Origin of the sequence: Shewanella sp. HN-41, assembly GCF_000217915.1 — a bacterium.
Taxonomy (GTDB): domain Bacteria; phylum Pseudomonadota; class Gammaproteobacteria; order Enterobacterales; family Shewanellaceae; genus Shewanella.
Map to the genome: position 1 here is coordinate 75,559 of NZ_AFOZ01000012.1, position 14,545 is coordinate 90,103.

Here is a 14,545-nt window from a genome sequence, read left to right on the forward strand (position 1 = left end):
TGGCGAAAAGCATCGGCTTCCTTGCCTTATCGTCGGCAGTAACGCCATTATTATTCTTCGGCTTCAGCGAGTTTTAAGCATAAAAAAAGCGACCGAAAGGTCGCTTTTTTGTTGCCTGCCGCAGGCTTTCGCATTCTCTTATATTCGCTACACCAGTGACACGCCGTGCTTATGTTTTAGAAGGTCACTGGTGCAACAATGCTTAATCTGGTGTAACCGTTGAGTGACGAGTAATGCCTGTCCTATTTTTCAGTATGAAATTGACCACAGAGTAATGCCTGTCCTGTCTTTTCGCTTAGCGGTTCGCTTTTTTATTGCCAGTGATTTTTCGCTTAACTTGTTCAAGAAGAATGGCGCTCTGCCGAGTTGAGTTATACGCCGTTACCTTGAAAAACGTCATAAGTCCTTAAGAGAAAAGTCTTTAATTATATTGTATTTTTTGGCACCATAGTTTCAATAATAGACATTCACTTTTGATTTATAAACTATGGAATTTTTCTGAGGTGAAGAGTTTGTTGAAGTAGGGAATAATAAATAATTGATTAAGGAAGTTGCATGAAAAATATAACTAATTCGTTAGGTATTAACGACAAGTTAGTACAACTATTAGGGGAATCACCTGATGATAACTTCGTCGGTTACGTATATTCGATGAATTTTAATGAAGCCTCCATACTTACCAATGATTCGTTTAAAGAGCGTGTCGCGGGGATACCCCACAATAGCTTTTTAGTCGCTACTTCAATCAACCCTAAAAATATTGCTAATAGTACAGACCTAGACCGTGAGGTAATTCTACTACGAGTATTGGGACCATCTACTTTACCATTTGAAGATGATTTTATTAAAACACGAATTGAGAACCATCAGCGTAGAACCGAAGACGAAAGGTACTCTAACGATTCACTCGATGGATTGGATGTATTAACTCATTCAGAGTTGCAAGCTGGAGGCCTAAAGTGCCGAATTCTTGGAACCTTTTACATTGATTCAAAAGGTTCTCTTCGCTTGGGTAGTGATGTCGAAAACTATATGTCTTCGAATAAACTACGTGTGTTTAAGCCAAGGGGCCAAGCTCTACAGTTAATAGTTAATCATGTAAATGACGAAGTAAAAAACAAGGCTAAAGAAGAGGCAGAGAAGTCTGGCTTTAAAGGAATGCCTTCTCCAATAAAAATTGGCACTGTGAGATATACTTCCACCGACAGATTACACCGTTCACAAACAGAACAAAAAGTTCCAGTCTATATTCAACCTACAGACTTTCTAGCAAGAAGAACGGCCATTCTAGGTATGACCAGAACGGGTAAGTCAAATACCGTTAAGTACACTATCTCCTCTGTTGCTTTGTCTGCTGCGAAAGATGGGATCGATGTCGGCCAATTAATCTTTGATATCAATGGTGAATATGCAAACGCTAACCACCAAGACGATGGAAGCTCATTAGCAGAAGTGTTCGGAGATGAATGCGTAAGATATCGCACAGTTGATACTGAAGGATTTGAAGACTTAAGAACAAACTTCTATTTGGACAGTGCGGCAGGGTTGACGTTGTTGCACCAACTCACTCGAAACGATCCATATAGTAGTCAGACCGATCTAAACCAATTTATTGAAAGCGGTCTAGAAAAGCCTGATGTGGAAGATGGTCCTTCACCGATGACTCGCTGGAGCGTGAGACTTGCAGTATTTCATTGTATTTTGCATCAAGCAGGATATAGGGCTCCGTCTGGCTTCAAAGTTGAATTTCCCGTAAGCGGTAAAGTTTTAGATGCCGTAACAGGAGCAGAAAGGCCATATACCTTTAAAAGAGGAACTATTTCGTGGGTGTCTGTTGGTTTAGATGAAGCAACCGCATGGTTTGAAAGTGCGAGGCAGTGCCATTACGATTTAAAACGAGAGCAGCATGACAATAAAAAATCTGAGATTGGACTAAGTACAGATGGTAAAAAATCTTGGATTGATAGTAACTTAGAAGCATATTTGAATGTGCTTGTGAGGAAAAATGCTACTGGAACAAATATTAGAGGGTACCGGGCAATAGTTCCATTTGTAGAGTATCACTCTCCGAAAAGACAAAATGATGTTATTCAAGAAATCCTTGGTCATATAAAAGATGGCAAGATAGTCATTTTAGACTTGTCAGTTGGCCCTATAGATGTAAGGACAGTGTTATCTCGAAGAATAGCTCAACGTATTTTTGATAATTCATTTGGTGAAATGAACAAGGGTAAAACTCCTCAAAACATCGTTATTTATGTTGAAGAAGCGCATAACTTAATTGGTAAGAAAGGTGAGCTTACGGATGTGTGGCCACGAATAGCAAAAGAAGGCGCAAAGGCTAAAATATCATTCGTGTACGCGACTCAAGAACCTTCTTCAATTCATCCGAATATCTTGGCCAACACTGAGAACTGGTTTGTAACGCATTTGAATAATGAAGATGAGTTGAGAGCTTTGGGCAAGTTTTATGATTTTGCTGACTTTCATGCATCGTTAAAGACAGCTCAAGACGTTGGTTTTGCAAGAATAAAGACCCTTTCCTCACCTTATGTGATCCCTACTCAGATAGACAGATTTACACCTGCGGATTTAAAGGCTGAGTACACCAAACTGAAAGGAAACTAATATATGCCATATAGTAATCAGTTTGCGGGTAAAGGTGGGCATTCAGATATAATTAAAAACCCTGACGTGCAAAGCTTCTTAGATAACTGTGACCCCATTACTACTCCAAGTGAGGAAGAGGCTAAGAAAATAGTCGCTGATTTTATGCGGCTGGGGAAAGGTTGTGAATGGATGCCAAGTCATGTTGTAGCATCGGATGCTAGTCCATATTCTGAACCTGTTAATGGGTTGTTCCCAAGCACACAGATAGGTTATGTAAAAAATAGCTTAGTTATTATCGATGTAAATAATTACGATGGATTAAAGCCAATCAATTCTAGATATGTAGATCCTTTTAGAGTTGCTGAGCTACACCGCAATGGCGACCCCATATCTTTTACATTACCTGGTAGTAACATCAGATATAAAGGAGCAAAAACGGTTCAAGATGGCTTTAGAAGAGCGGTGTATGAGCAGCTTTCTGATTTAAGAACCAGTTTTACCAATGACAAGACATATAATGTCGTCGGAACTTTGCTAGCGATAGATGATAACGAAGTCGAATTAAAAAAGTGTCCTTCTTGCCAACATGAACAACTTTTCGCATTTAAACGAAACGAAGAAGTTATGAAATGTAATCAGTGCAGTGAGGATGTATACATCACTGATAGTCTCCGTATTCATGAGCAAATCTCAGAGCATGGTGAAAACAACTCAGCCATGACTCGTTTTATGAATGTTGTGGAGCATTTGATTATAGCCTCGTTTATTCGAATGCTTGGTAAGCATAATCCTGAACTTCTTTCCCATATGGCTTTTATTATCGATGGGCCTCTAGCTATATTTGGACAACCGGCTAAAACTCACGCTAGGTTGATGAAACTTTATGATACCGTTGTAAAGTTTATGGAAGAAAAGAACCTTGAGCCTCCACTGCTGCTAGGTATACAAAAAACTGGGACCGCAGTTGAACATGCAAAGGCTTTAGGACGTTATATTGAAAAAGGTACTTTCCGAGTCATTGATGATGAGTATCGACACAAATATATAGCAGCGAGGTCAGAAAAATCTGAAAATTTTGGACATGAAACATATTATGGACAGGATTTTATATACAGGACTGACAGCGGAAAGGTCTTTGTGTTTGGATTACCTTATCCATTTGAATCTAAGTCTCAGAGTTCTTCAGAAGCAACAAAAAGTTCTTTTGCAAGCAAGAAGATTGAAGTAGATCGTTACTACAAAAACCTAGGTAAAGCCATGAAAGTCATTTCTCACTTCGAGCTTGAACTATATGATAACGCTATAGTTCCAATAGCTTTGGCTCACCGCCACGCTTCGATTAGCTTAGTTCCTGGAGGAAAGGTGTTAGATATCTTAACGAGGAAAGGGCTTAAGATTTAAAACAGAGAAGCGGCAATTAAGCCGCTTTTTCTAATTTTAACTCATCAGGTACTTTAAAACCCTTGCTTACAACTAGTAACTCTGTGCCTTTCTTTTTATTAGCAGCACTGTAGTTTAAACTGAATGAAAACTGACGGAATGAGGTGTAAAGTGATTTTATAAAGTCAGTATAATCGTATGTAAGTATCCATTTTGACTTTATTTTAGCAATTCTTTTGGCTAAAAAGATATGGTCATTTTGTTCATAGAAGTTTGTATAAAGACTTTGGCCTTTCACAAAGTATGGTGGGTCAATACAGAAAAATACATTTTCTTTTTTTAAATCAATTTTTTCAATAAACTCTAATGCATCTAAATGGTAAATATGAATATTTTCTCTGTATGAGGCTATTTTTCTAATCTTAGCTTTTAAATTTTCTTTGTTAAAACGACAGTCTAATGGATATTTGCTTTTTTGTTCGAACCCTCCAATGACTCCTGCCTTATCTATAATTCCTGAACGATTGGTTCTGTTTAGGAAAAATGAAGAGAAGCCAAGAATTAACTCATCAATGTGTTCTTTATCATTTTGAATAGCTTTTTGCTTATGCCATTCTGCAATTGTTATTTCTGTTGTATCAATCAACTCTAAAAACTCATCGGTACGATAAAGAATGGAATGCCAAAATGCCCATACAGAACGATCAAAGTCATTTAAATGAATATGAGAAACAGCTCCCTTGAATAGCAAAGCTAAAGCTAACCCCGCCCCTCCAGCATAGGGTTCTGCATAATGGCAGCCTTTTAATCCGTTGTAATGAATAAAAGTGTTAACCATTGGGGTTATTGCTGTTTTTCCTCCAGGATAGCGAAGAGGAGTTTGTGTAACTGGCATTTATTGCTCCATGATAACTAGAGTCTTATCTTAACATTTTGATATGTTTCAATCCAACTCGTTACCTAAGCTGTTTTCCGTTCTTGTTATATAGAGTCATTTTTTCAACATGTTACCTTAATGATGGTTTGATTGTTTACACTAGGAAAAACGCTATGGCGACAAAAAGACCTGAGATAAGTATCTCTTAGGATAAAAGATTGCTGCCGAAGTCTGCCATTTACGTCCCTGAAATAAAGCGGGTTAACAGTCAATCCAATGATATAACCCGCGAATAAAATTAACTTATAAACTTTGGAAAGTGGTGACAGGATGACTTTTAAGAGTTTAGATGCAGATTGTTGATTTGCTTCTTCTTCCCTAAATAGCGTGCTCGATTTTGGCGTCCGAGTGTGGCTCTGCTTTTCCTTAGTGGTCTCACTTTAACCTGCTCTATGCGGTTTAATCAATGCGTTTTATCACAAAACTGATTTTAAAGAATGACTTGTGGCAGAGGCTGTCTTAGCTTAAACGCAGTGCGTTAGCGACTATGCAAAAGCGAGGGGAGGGCGGCCTGCGATTAGGGTAAAGCTAGCTTCGTGTTGGTGATGAAGCATAAAAGATGGTTCAGATCCCGTTTCACCATACTGTTTTTACTCCAGTGTCATTAGCTAGAGCGATTTAAGTTCACTCTGTTCTCTTTATGTCTATGGACGACAGGCAAGTGACTAGAGGCCAACAGTGATACTGTGGCATTTATAAACAAAATGCTTGCTGCGATAGGGTTGATTTGTTATTACTGGCCCATGAACAAAATATACGTAAGCGCAATTAACACCACCACTACCACCACGAGAATTCTCGGGGGGTAGTTTTTTGCGTCTTTAAAAAAACCCTCTGAGCGAAATCGCCAGAGGGTTTTTTTATACCTTGGTTTTGTATTTCGCTCAGATTTAACTCAGGAGAGAATGATGAAAACACATCGCGAAATTGCAGAACAACTTGACCTGTTTCACTCTGAACCGCAGGCGCCAGGCATGATTTTTTGGCACCCTAATGGCTGGGCGTTATTCCGAGATATTCAAGAGCACATGAGGCGCGTGTACCGCCGCAATGGTTTTGAAGAGGTGAACACACCTGTTTTTATGAAGAAGGAGCTATGGCAAACGTCTGGGCATATGGACATGTTTGCAGACAACATGTTTTTCGGTGGTGGCAAGGAAAACATCGATGAATATGTGTTAAAACCTATGTCTTGTCCTGCCCATATTTTGTTGTTTAAGCGCGGGGTGCATAGCCATAGAGATTTGCCACTGCGGCTATTTGAGTTTGGCTTAGTGCACCGTAATGAATCCTCTGGCTCGTTAAATGGTTGTCTGCGCGCCCGCCAGTTCACTCAGGATGATGCCCATGTTTTTTGCTGTTGGTCTCAGGCAGAGGAGGAGATACGTGGTTTTCTCCAACGGGCAAAGCAGGTCTATGCTGATTACGGCTACCATAATTTAGAAGTGAAAATATCGACTAAACCTGCGAAGGCATTAGGCAGCGATGAGCAATGGAGCCGAGCACAAAAGCTACTGGATTCAGCCTGCCAGATTGAGGGCTTTGATGCCGAGTATCAAGCTGGCGAAGGGGCTTTCTATGGTCCCAAAATTGAACTGTCACTGACAGATTCTATAGGAAGACGCTGGCAGTGTGGCACTATCCAGTTTGATTTTAATTTGCCTGAAAGATTCGATGTTCACTACACCAATGAGCAAGGTGAATTCGAACGGCCAGTGATTATGCACCAAGCTATGTATGGCTCTATCGAGCGTTGGATGGGTATTCTCTTGGAAGTATCACAGGGCAATCTCCCGGATTGGTTACATCCTGTACCTGTCGCTATCGCCTCAGTGAATGAGTCAAACAGCCAATTTGTCCGCCAGCTAGAGGCACTATGTTTAGCACGAGACATGCGAGTGTTGGTTGATATCAGTCAAAACTCAGTTGCCCGCAAAATGAAACGCTTTCATAAGCAAAAGGTGCCTTACATCTTAACGGTTGGAGATAAGGAAGAGGCTGAAAATAGGGTTGCAGTTAAGTGCCGCAAAGACGGTGTTATGACTCACATCCCTCTTGCTGAATTAGCTGATTATCTTGCGGATAAACTAGTTCGCAAACAATAACCTAAGGAAGACTGAGTTTGTTACATAAGGCTAGCTATTTACCATAGCTAGCCTTTTACTCATTTTATAATCTCGCTATTTGCGCTAAAGCTTAACGATAAAACGCTTCAACTGTGCCTTTTACGGTTAACAGCAGTGGTTGGCCGCGACGGTCCAAGGATTTAGAGGGGATTTTTACCCAACCTTCACTGATACAATACTCTTCGACATCAAAACGCTCTTTGCCGTTGACTCTAATACCTATGTCATGCTCGAAAATTTCTGCAACATGATGTGGACTGCGTGGATTGACCGAAAGGCGATCCGGTAAAGCGGGTAGTGAAGTTGTGTCTGTCATGGTCGTTATCTGTCGTTGTCTATAGTGAAAAAGCGTGCGCTATTGTAGGCAATACAGTGGCCTTGCTCAAGCAGGAATCCCCCAACTCGTTGCATTGGGAAATACGGATTCTCTTTCCCATCCGTAGGTATTAGTTAAGCATAGGTGTATTGATTTTCGCTTCTTGGCTGTTTGGGCAAGGGTGCGGCCCTTGAATACGTCCAGTGGGAATTGATTTTAGCCATCCCCTAAGGGTGTGAATGACGATATGCTCACAGTCTTCAGCGACTATGCTTGCTCGTTCAAAGGCGACTATATCACCATCATCATAACGAAAATTCTGCTCGTTACCCTTGTTAATGGCTTGCTCGTTGGAGCTGATTTGAAATGCGCCTAGGGCCAAGGTTTCAGAAAGCAAATTACGCATGGTCTCGATAAGTTTCTCGCCATTATTGTTTAGCCAATAATCGGCAGGATTGTCACTCTGTATGATAGGAGACAAAATCTCGATCTGATTTTGATATAACATTGCTCGCTTCTGTGGGGCGACAGTTTCATTTTTCCTGTGATAAACCAAAAATTGAGTTCTTAGGGTCAGGGTATTTTGTTTTTGATTGAGCAGATAAATAGGTGTTATGTCGAGCACTATATCATTATCAGATTGGCTTTCTTGGTAAGGCTTTAGGTGAAAGCCGCGTGAGAGTGCGATGTCTGACAGCTGCGTGATTAATGCTTGATTAGCGACATCTTTAATAAAAGGGCGGTAGGGGATAACGACCATATCGGCTTCATCTTGCGCCTGATTTTTCTTATTATTTTTGACTGATTCGGTAATGGCTGCATGGGTGATAACAGCGGCAAAAAAATCGACAGGGGTAATTGCAGGATAAAGAATACTGGAGTGATCGACATTACCCGCATTGGGTTCTGCTTTACCTATGATAATGGCAGTACCTTCTGGTACTTTGACATACAGCTGGCTGTTTTCTTTTAATGCAGTTCGGTTGTCGATGAGCTTGACATAACCTTTAGGTGTATGTGTGCTGCAGGCGCATAAAATGAACGATATACAGCAGGTTAATAGAATTCTAATCATGGGATGGCCACTGTTAAGAGAAAGGGAGGCAAGCCCCCCTTAATAAATTAGAGTGCTAGGTTTGCCTTGATAGCATCTTTACCCGTTGCAATCACTTCATAGAGTGAATTGGTGAGTCCAGGGAAAGTCGGTGGCTCATCCCATTCTAGATCTGAGGCTTTTCTATTATTAAAAGGTTTGTACAAGATATATTTATTGTTCGATAAGTCGACTATGTAGGCCAAGCCTGAGAAGGTTGCAACCGGGTCCATGGTTGGCACATACGATGAGTAAGCTCTATATGCCCCAACTTGAGTGACTTCTATCACCAATAGATAATTGATGCCATTAGCCTTGTAACTTGAGAAGTCCCTTGGCGCAATATTTAGCTCCTTCGATTTAGTCTTCTTTAATTTATCGACATCGATCTCACCCTCTAGGGCGACTGCGGTTACCCCTTTTTCAAGCAGTAATTGAGTTATTTCTGCTTTTAAGTTTTTAATGTCATCGACGGGAATCGTTTTGAGATGGCTATCTAAAGAAGAGTTGGCCGCAGCTGCTGCCGCATAGCAAAGTAGGCAATTTGCTCCTGTAATAAAGGTTTCAGGAGTGGCAACATCGGACATGATGACACCAACTTTACTCTCTTTATTCTTAAGCATATTGGCGTCTAGGGGGACAACGGCTTGCATTTTTGTGGCACAACCACCCAGTAACATAGTGGCGAAAGTCAGGACGAGGAGAATCGATTTGTTGTTCATGTTATTCCTTTGTTTGAACATGTTTTGTTAGCAGCGGCATAGTAATTCAAATAAAAGCAGATTGTAAAGTTAATGTAATAATTCGAAATTGGTTAATTATATTTTTCTAATTATTTGTTTTTGAATGTGAAATTATGAGTTGTATATTTATTTAAGGCGGGAAATAGCATTAGCACACGCGGGTTTTACTTTGATCTTAATCAAGGCTTCACTCGAAAAATAAGCTCATTATATTCGTTAAATCTGATGTAAATAACGGCTAAGAGTAAGGGCGCAATAGTGACGAATGACAGGCTGATTTTGCTCCTTAAAGTGTGTATTAGTGCGGGTGTTTGCCTAATTTTGCTGGGCATTTACCTGCATAACTTTAATGAGACCGTCGAAGCCATGGGGGTAAAGGGGATTATTATCAGCGCCCTGTGTGTGGCCTTAGGCATGGTGTTATCTTTACCGACTAAAATGTATCTCACCTTTTTACTGATGAGGCGAGAGGCGAATAAGCAAGATGGTGCAAAGTCTTAGCTTAGGCTGATTGACTCCCTTTTGAAGCATTAAACTTCCCTTTGGTAGTTTTTTAACATAATTAACCCAAGACTAATGGGCGAAAAACACCGATAATTCACCATTCTCACTCATGATCAATCCCGCAGGTTGGTCGATGGGCTGCACAGACTCGCATATTTAGTGGAAATCATATTCAATGGAAATCAAAGTTAATTTTCTCGACAATCTTAGACTTGAAGCCAAGTTTGATGATTTTACCGTCACCGCCGATCAGCCGATCCGTTATAAAGGTGATGGTTCTGCCCCTGGTCCCTTTGATTATTTCTTAGCGTCGTCAGCCCTTTGCGCGGCCTATTTCGTCAAGGTGTATTGCAACGCCCGTGATATTCCAACGGATAATATTCGCCTGTCGCAGAATAATATTGTCGATCCTGAGGATCGTTACAATCAGATTTTCCAGATCAATGTTGAGTTGCCTAGCGATATTTCGGACAAGGACCGCGAAGGTATTTTGCGCTCGATTGACCGCTGCACAGTGAAAAAAGTGGTGCAAACAGGGCCAGAATTTAAGATCCAAATCGTTGAAAACCTCGATTCAGACGCCAATGCCATGCTGATGGGGCAGGGCGATGGCACATCGAGCACCTATATTCTGGGTAAAGATCTGCCGCTGGAGCAAACTATTGCCAATATGACGGCCATGCTCGCCAAGCTCGGAATGAAGATTGAAATCTCATCCTGGCGCAATATTGTGCCGAATGTTTGGTCACTGCATATCCGCGACGCCGCATCGCCCATGTGTTTCACCAATGGTAAAGGCGCGACTAAAGAGAGCGCGTTGTGCTCGGCCCTCGGTGAGTTTATCGAGCGGTTAAATAACAACTTTTTCTATAACGATCAATTCTTTGGTACTGAAATCGCCAATAGCGAATTTGTGCATTATCCCAATGAAAAATGGTTTGCGTTAGAGGAAGATGACGCTTTGCCAGCGGGCCTGTTAGATGACTACTGCCTCGAGATTTACAACCCCGATGAGGAGCTATGCGGCTCGCATTTGATCGACACTAACTCGGGCAATATCGACCGTGGTATCTGTGCGATTCCATACAAGCGTAAATCCGATGGCGAGACTGTGTATTTTCCATCGAACCTGATTGAAAACCTATTCTTAAGCAATGGCATGAGCGCGGGGAATAACCTTAACGAAGCCCATGTACAATGCTTATCGGAAATTTTCGAGCGCGCGGTTAAACGCCAAATTATCGAGCAGGAAATTGTGCTGCCAGACGTGCCAATGGCAGTGTTAGAAAAATACCCCAGTATTCTTGCTGGCATTAAAGGCTTAGAGGAGCAGGGCTTCCCTGTGGTAGTGAAGGATGCCTCCCTCGGCGGCCAGTTCCCTGTGATGTGTGTGACCCTAATGAACCCCAAAACCGGCGGTGTATTCGCTTCATTCGGTGCCCACCCAAGCTTTGAAGTGGCACTGGAGCGCAGCTTAACCGAGTTGCTACAGGGCCGCAGCTTCGAAGGCTTAAACGATGTGCCAAAACCGACCTTTAACAGCATGGCGGTGAGTGAGCCTGAAAACTTTGTCGAGCACTTTATCGACTCAACGGGGGTGATCTCCTGGCGCTTCTTTAGCAGCAAGCATGACTATGAGTTCTGCGAATGGGATTTTTCGGGCACCAACGAAGAGGAAGCGGATCGGTTATTTGGTATCTTAGAGGACCTAGGTAAAGAGGCGTATATCGCCGAGTTTACTGACCTAGATGCTTCGGCTTGCCGAATTTTAGTCCCTGATTACTCAGAGGTTTATCCAGTTGAAGACTTGATTTGGGATAACACCAACAAGGCACTGGCTTACCGTGAAGATATTCTGAATCTGCATTCCTTAAGCACCAAGCAATTGGTCAGTTTAGTGAATCGTTTAGAGGAGAGTCAGCTCGATAACTACACCGATATTCGCACCCTGATTGGCATCGTCTTCGATGAAAACACCGTTTGGGGTAAGTTGACCATTATCGAACTTAAGATCCTGATTTATCTAGCGCTTGGCGAACAGGAAGAGGCACTCGAACTGGTCGGTGAGTTCCTGCAATTTAACGACAATACCGTGAAGCGCAACCTGTTCTACCAAGCGATGAGTGCGGTGCTGGAAGTCACGCTTGATGAAGACTTAGCGCTCGAAGACTTTAGCCATAACTTTACCCGCATGTTTGGCGAGGAAGTGATGGAACAAGTGGTCGGCAGCGTTACTGGCAAAGTGCGTTTCAGCGGTTTAACTAAGACCAGCATGCAGCTCGAAGGGATTGAGCCACACCTAAGGTTAATTGAAAGCTATAAGAAACTGCATCAGGCTCGAAGGGCAAAACTGTAAACTAACGCAGTGATTTTACTGAAATATTGCACTAAAAGCGGACCTAAGGGTTCGCTTTTTAATGGTTGAGTTTCGAGTACACTGAGGAACTCGTTCCTAGGATGTTATTTCTATTTAGGTTTTTAGTATGCACACAGCCGATGATTTTATTACGCTTTTAGAATTAGAGCAGCATATCGAGGGGGGCTATTATCGATCTTCCTACCGCTCCGCTATGCAGCACGACTCGACTCGTGCCCTCTGGAGCAGCATTTATTTTTTACTGCGAACGGGCGAAGTGTCACATTTTCATCGACTCACGGCCGACGAGATGTGGTATTTCCATGCGGGCCAATCGTTGACTATCTATATGATTTCCCCCGAGGGAGAGCTGACAACGGCGCAATTAGGCTTAGATTTGGCTGCGGGCGAGCGGCCACAATTTTTAGTGCCTAAGGGCTGTATTTTCGGTTCGGCCATGAATCAGCCAGGGTTTTCACTGGTAGGTTGTATGGTATCGCCCGGTTTTACCTTCGATGACTTTGAGTTATTTAGCCAAGAACATTTATTAGCGCAATATCCCCTGCATAGGGATATTATTCTGCGCCTGAGTAAAAGTGAGCGTGATTAAACTTAATGCACTGATGTTAGCTACAGATGTGTTAACAGCGGTTGCATTTACAGTTGTTGCGTTAACCTTCGCCCGACGCTGTTGAATGATTAGGCGCCGTGGCTAAATGGGGCTTGTCTATTGGCATTTAACCACGTAAAACAGGCCTTTTAGTGTACCTCTATGTACCAAGTGTTATGGAGTAATTGAATTTGGAACACTTAGTGTGGGAACTCGATCCTGTATTGGTCTCGTTTATGGGCCTCAAAATACATTGGTATGGAGTCTTGTTTGCCGTGGCTATCACCGCTGGTTTTCAGGTGATGAAGCGGATTTATATCAAGGAGGGGCTCGACCTTGAATCCCTTGATAATCTATTGATTTATTGTGTGGTTGGCATCATTGTTGGCGCCAGACTGGCCCATTGTATTTTTTACGATCCCGGCTATTACTTCTCCCATCCGCTTAAGATTTTGGCGATTTGGGAAGGCGGACTAGCCAGCCATGGTGGCGGTTTAGGGGCGATTCTGGCGCTTTACTACTATCAGCGTAAAGTGAAACTCCCTTTCCTGTTTCTATTGGATCGGTTGGCGATTGCCACGGCCATTTTTGGCTTTTTTGTGCGTATGGCCAACTTTGCCAATTCGGAAATTTTAGGTGAGCCAACCACCCAGCCGTGGGGGATCATTTTTGCCCGTGTTGATATGCTGCCAAGGCATCCGGCGCAGCTCTATGAGGCTTTTGCCTACTTAGCTATCTTTATTGGCCTGTATGCCATTTATAGTTTTACTCAAGTTAAACAAAAGCATGGCGCAATCTTTGGCCTGTTTCTGGTGTCGGTATTTAGTGCGCGCATTGCGATTGAATCGATTAAAGTCAGCCAAGCGGCCTATGCTGAAACTATCTTAAGTGCGGGGCAACTTCTCAGCCTACCTTTCTTAGCCGTAGGGATAGTCCTATTGTTCTTGGCGTATCGAAACAAGCGCGCCTAAGTTTAATGGGATTGGTATAAGAGCAAGTGTCTAGTCCTGAAATAAGTTGACACTTATTTCCTTTAAAACGCCTGATGTACTTCATCGGGCGTTTTGTATTTTAAGGCCAGATGCGGCCGTTTGCGATTATATATCGCCACCGACTCTGCAACCATTTTCCTCGCCTCCCTTAAATCCTTGGGTTGGCTCAGTAAATACTCGTTTTTGAGGATGCCGTTAACCCGCTCTGCGAGGGCATTTTGATAGCAGTCATAACCATCGGTCATTGAACATCGGACACCATATTGTCGATGCAGTTGCTGATATTCATCCGAGCAGTACTGCGAGCCCCTGTCCGAATGATGAATTAACGCTTCTGCTCCACGCCGCTGCTTAAGTGCTTGTGTAAACGCCTGTTTCACCGACGCCGTGCGCATATTATCTGCCACATGGAAGCCCACGATTTTGCGTGAGTAGGCATCCGTTATCAAACTCAGGTAACTTTCACCGCGTTGCGTCGGTAAGTAGGTGATATCTGCCACCCATAACTGCTCCGGCTTGGTCGCTTTATACCCTGATTTCAGTAAATTAGGATGGCAACGAAACCGATGATGACTGTTCGTGGTGCGATGATATGCACGCTTGGTTGCAACCAATAGCCGATGCACGCGCAGCAGGGTAAACAGCTTATCTCGACCTATCGACAAGGCGTGTTGCGCCATCAAGTATTTCAGCTTTCGACAACCGATGCGCGGCTGGCTCAGACGTGCATGGCGGACAAAGTGCAGCACGCTTGAATCATGCAGAGCTTGCCTCTGCTGGCGAGCGCCTTGCTGATAGTAAGCTTGGCGCGACATCCCCAAATAGCGACACGCCTTGGTCACGGTTAATCCCGTGATGTCTTTCGCCTCAATGGCTTT

Annotated in this window: 12 protein-coding genes; 7 read left to right on the forward strand and 5 right to left on the reverse strand. The window is 42.7% G+C overall.

The features are described from left to right. Window positions 1–555: 555 nt before the first annotated feature. Complete coding sequence (locus SOHN41_RS01570) at window positions 556–2,628, forward strand: ATP-binding protein (protein WP_007644835.1); 2,073 nt, start codon at window positions 556–558, stop codon at window positions 2,626–2,628. 3 nt (window positions 2,629–2,631) lie between these two features. Further along, on the forward strand, window positions 2,632–4,011 hold the full coding sequence (locus SOHN41_RS01575; protein WP_007644837.1) for a DNA double-strand break repair nuclease NurA: 1,380 nt from the start codon (window positions 2,632–2,634) through the stop codon (window positions 4,009–4,011). A 16-nt stretch (window positions 4,012–4,027) separates the two neighbouring features. On the opposite strand, the gene SOHN41_RS01580 is transcribed toward SOHN41_RS01575, so the two are convergent. Continuing rightward, window positions 4,028–4,885: a DNA adenine methylase gene (locus SOHN41_RS01580; RefSeq protein WP_007644838.1), complete on the reverse strand. Its 858-nt coding sequence runs from the start codon at window positions 4,883–4,885 to the stop codon at window positions 4,028–4,030. A 947-nt stretch (window positions 4,886–5,832) separates the two neighbouring features. On the opposite strand from SOHN41_RS01580, the gene thrS reads away from it, so the two are divergent. Continuing rightward, the gene (gene thrS, locus SOHN41_RS01585; protein WP_272941513.1) at window positions 5,833–7,032 is read left to right on the forward strand and encodes a threonine--tRNA ligase; all 1,200 of its coding nucleotides are present in this window, start codon (window positions 5,833–5,835) and stop codon (window positions 7,030–7,032) included. Between the two features lie 91 nt (window positions 7,033–7,123). Here the strand turns inward: thrS and SOHN41_RS01590 are convergent, their stop codons facing one another. The 3 genes from SOHN41_RS01590 to SOHN41_RS01600 form a co-directional block, all read right to left on the reverse strand. Next, entirely contained in the window at window positions 7,124–7,369 is a 246-nt protein-coding gene (locus SOHN41_RS01590; RefSeq protein ID WP_007644840.1) for a DUF3297 family protein, read from the reverse strand. Between the two features lie 130 nt (window positions 7,370–7,499). Next, window positions 7,500–8,444 (reverse strand): hypothetical protein, encoded by a 945-nt coding sequence (locus SOHN41_RS01595; RefSeq protein ID WP_007644841.1) that lies wholly within the window; start codon window positions 8,442–8,444, stop codon window positions 7,500–7,502. A 47-nt stretch (window positions 8,445–8,491) separates the two neighbouring features. Continuing rightward, a complete protein-coding gene (locus SOHN41_RS01600; protein WP_007644842.1) occupies window positions 8,492–9,184 on the reverse strand; it encodes a hypothetical protein in 693 nt (230 codons plus the stop codon). Between the two features lie 279 nt (window positions 9,185–9,463). On the opposite strand from SOHN41_RS01600, the gene SOHN41_RS01605 reads away from it, so the two are divergent. The 4 genes from SOHN41_RS01605 to lgt all read left to right on the forward strand — a co-directional run bounded on the left by SOHN41_RS01605 (window position 9,464) and on the right by lgt (window position 13,646). Further along, on the forward strand, window positions 9,464–9,706 hold the full coding sequence (locus SOHN41_RS01605; protein WP_007644844.1) for a hypothetical protein: 243 nt from the start codon (window positions 9,464–9,466) through the stop codon (window positions 9,704–9,706). 178 nt (window positions 9,707–9,884) lie between these two features. Continuing rightward, complete coding sequence (locus tag SOHN41_RS01610) at window positions 9,885–12,065, forward strand: OsmC domain/YcaO domain-containing protein (RefSeq protein ID WP_007644846.1); 2,181 nt, start codon at window positions 9,885–9,887, stop codon at window positions 12,063–12,065. A 127-nt stretch (window positions 12,066–12,192) separates the two neighbouring features. Next, window positions 12,193–12,675: a cupin domain-containing protein gene (locus SOHN41_RS01615; protein ID WP_007644849.1), complete on the forward strand. Its 483-nt coding sequence runs from the start codon at window positions 12,193–12,195 to the stop codon at window positions 12,673–12,675. Between the two features lie 191 nt (window positions 12,676–12,866). Then, the gene (gene lgt, locus SOHN41_RS01620) at window positions 12,867–13,646 is read left to right on the forward strand and encodes a prolipoprotein diacylglyceryl transferase (protein WP_007644851.1); all 780 of its coding nucleotides are present in this window, start codon (window positions 12,867–12,869) and stop codon (window positions 13,644–13,646) included. A gap of 62 nt (window positions 13,647–13,708) precedes the next feature. On the opposite strand, the gene SOHN41_RS01625 is transcribed toward lgt, so the two are convergent. Further along, window positions 13,709–14,545, reverse strand: an 837-nt coding sequence (locus SOHN41_RS01625) for an IS3 family transposase (RefSeq protein ID WP_139058312.1), incomplete at its 5' end; no start/stop codon positions are given.

What these genes read in the sequence shown, in the direction of transcription:
- thrS (WP_272941513.1), top strand. Translation starts at nt 5,833, where the DNA reads ATGATGAAAACACATCGCGAAATTGCAGAACAACTTGACCTGTTTCAC.
- SOHN41_RS01595 (WP_007644841.1), bottom strand. Translation starts at nt 8,444, where the DNA reads ATGATTAGAATTCTATTAACCTGCTGTATATCGTTCATTTTATGCGCC.
- SOHN41_RS01570 (WP_007644835.1), top strand. Translation starts at nt 556, where the DNA reads ATGAAAAATATAACTAATTCGTTAGGTATTAACGACAAGTTAGTACAA.
- SOHN41_RS01610 (WP_007644846.1), top strand. Translation starts at nt 9,885, where the DNA reads ATGGAAATCAAAGTTAATTTTCTCGACAATCTTAGACTTGAAGCCAAG.
- SOHN41_RS01575 (WP_007644837.1), top strand. Translation starts at nt 2,632, where the DNA reads ATGCCATATAGTAATCAGTTTGCGGGTAAAGGTGGGCATTCAGATATA.
- SOHN41_RS01600 (WP_007644842.1), bottom strand. Translation starts at nt 9,184, where the DNA reads ATGAACAACAAATCGATTCTCCTCGTCCTGACTTTCGCCACTATGTTA.
- SOHN41_RS01590 (WP_007644840.1), bottom strand. Translation starts at nt 7,369, where the DNA reads ATGACAGACACAACTTCACTACCCGCTTTACCGGATCGCCTTTCGGTC.
- SOHN41_RS01580 (WP_007644838.1), bottom strand. Translation starts at nt 4,885, where the DNA reads ATGCCAGTTACACAAACTCCTCTTCGCTATCCTGGAGGAAAAACAGCA.
- SOHN41_RS01615 (WP_007644849.1), top strand. Translation starts at nt 12,193, where the DNA reads ATGCACACAGCCGATGATTTTATTACGCTTTTAGAATTAGAGCAGCAT.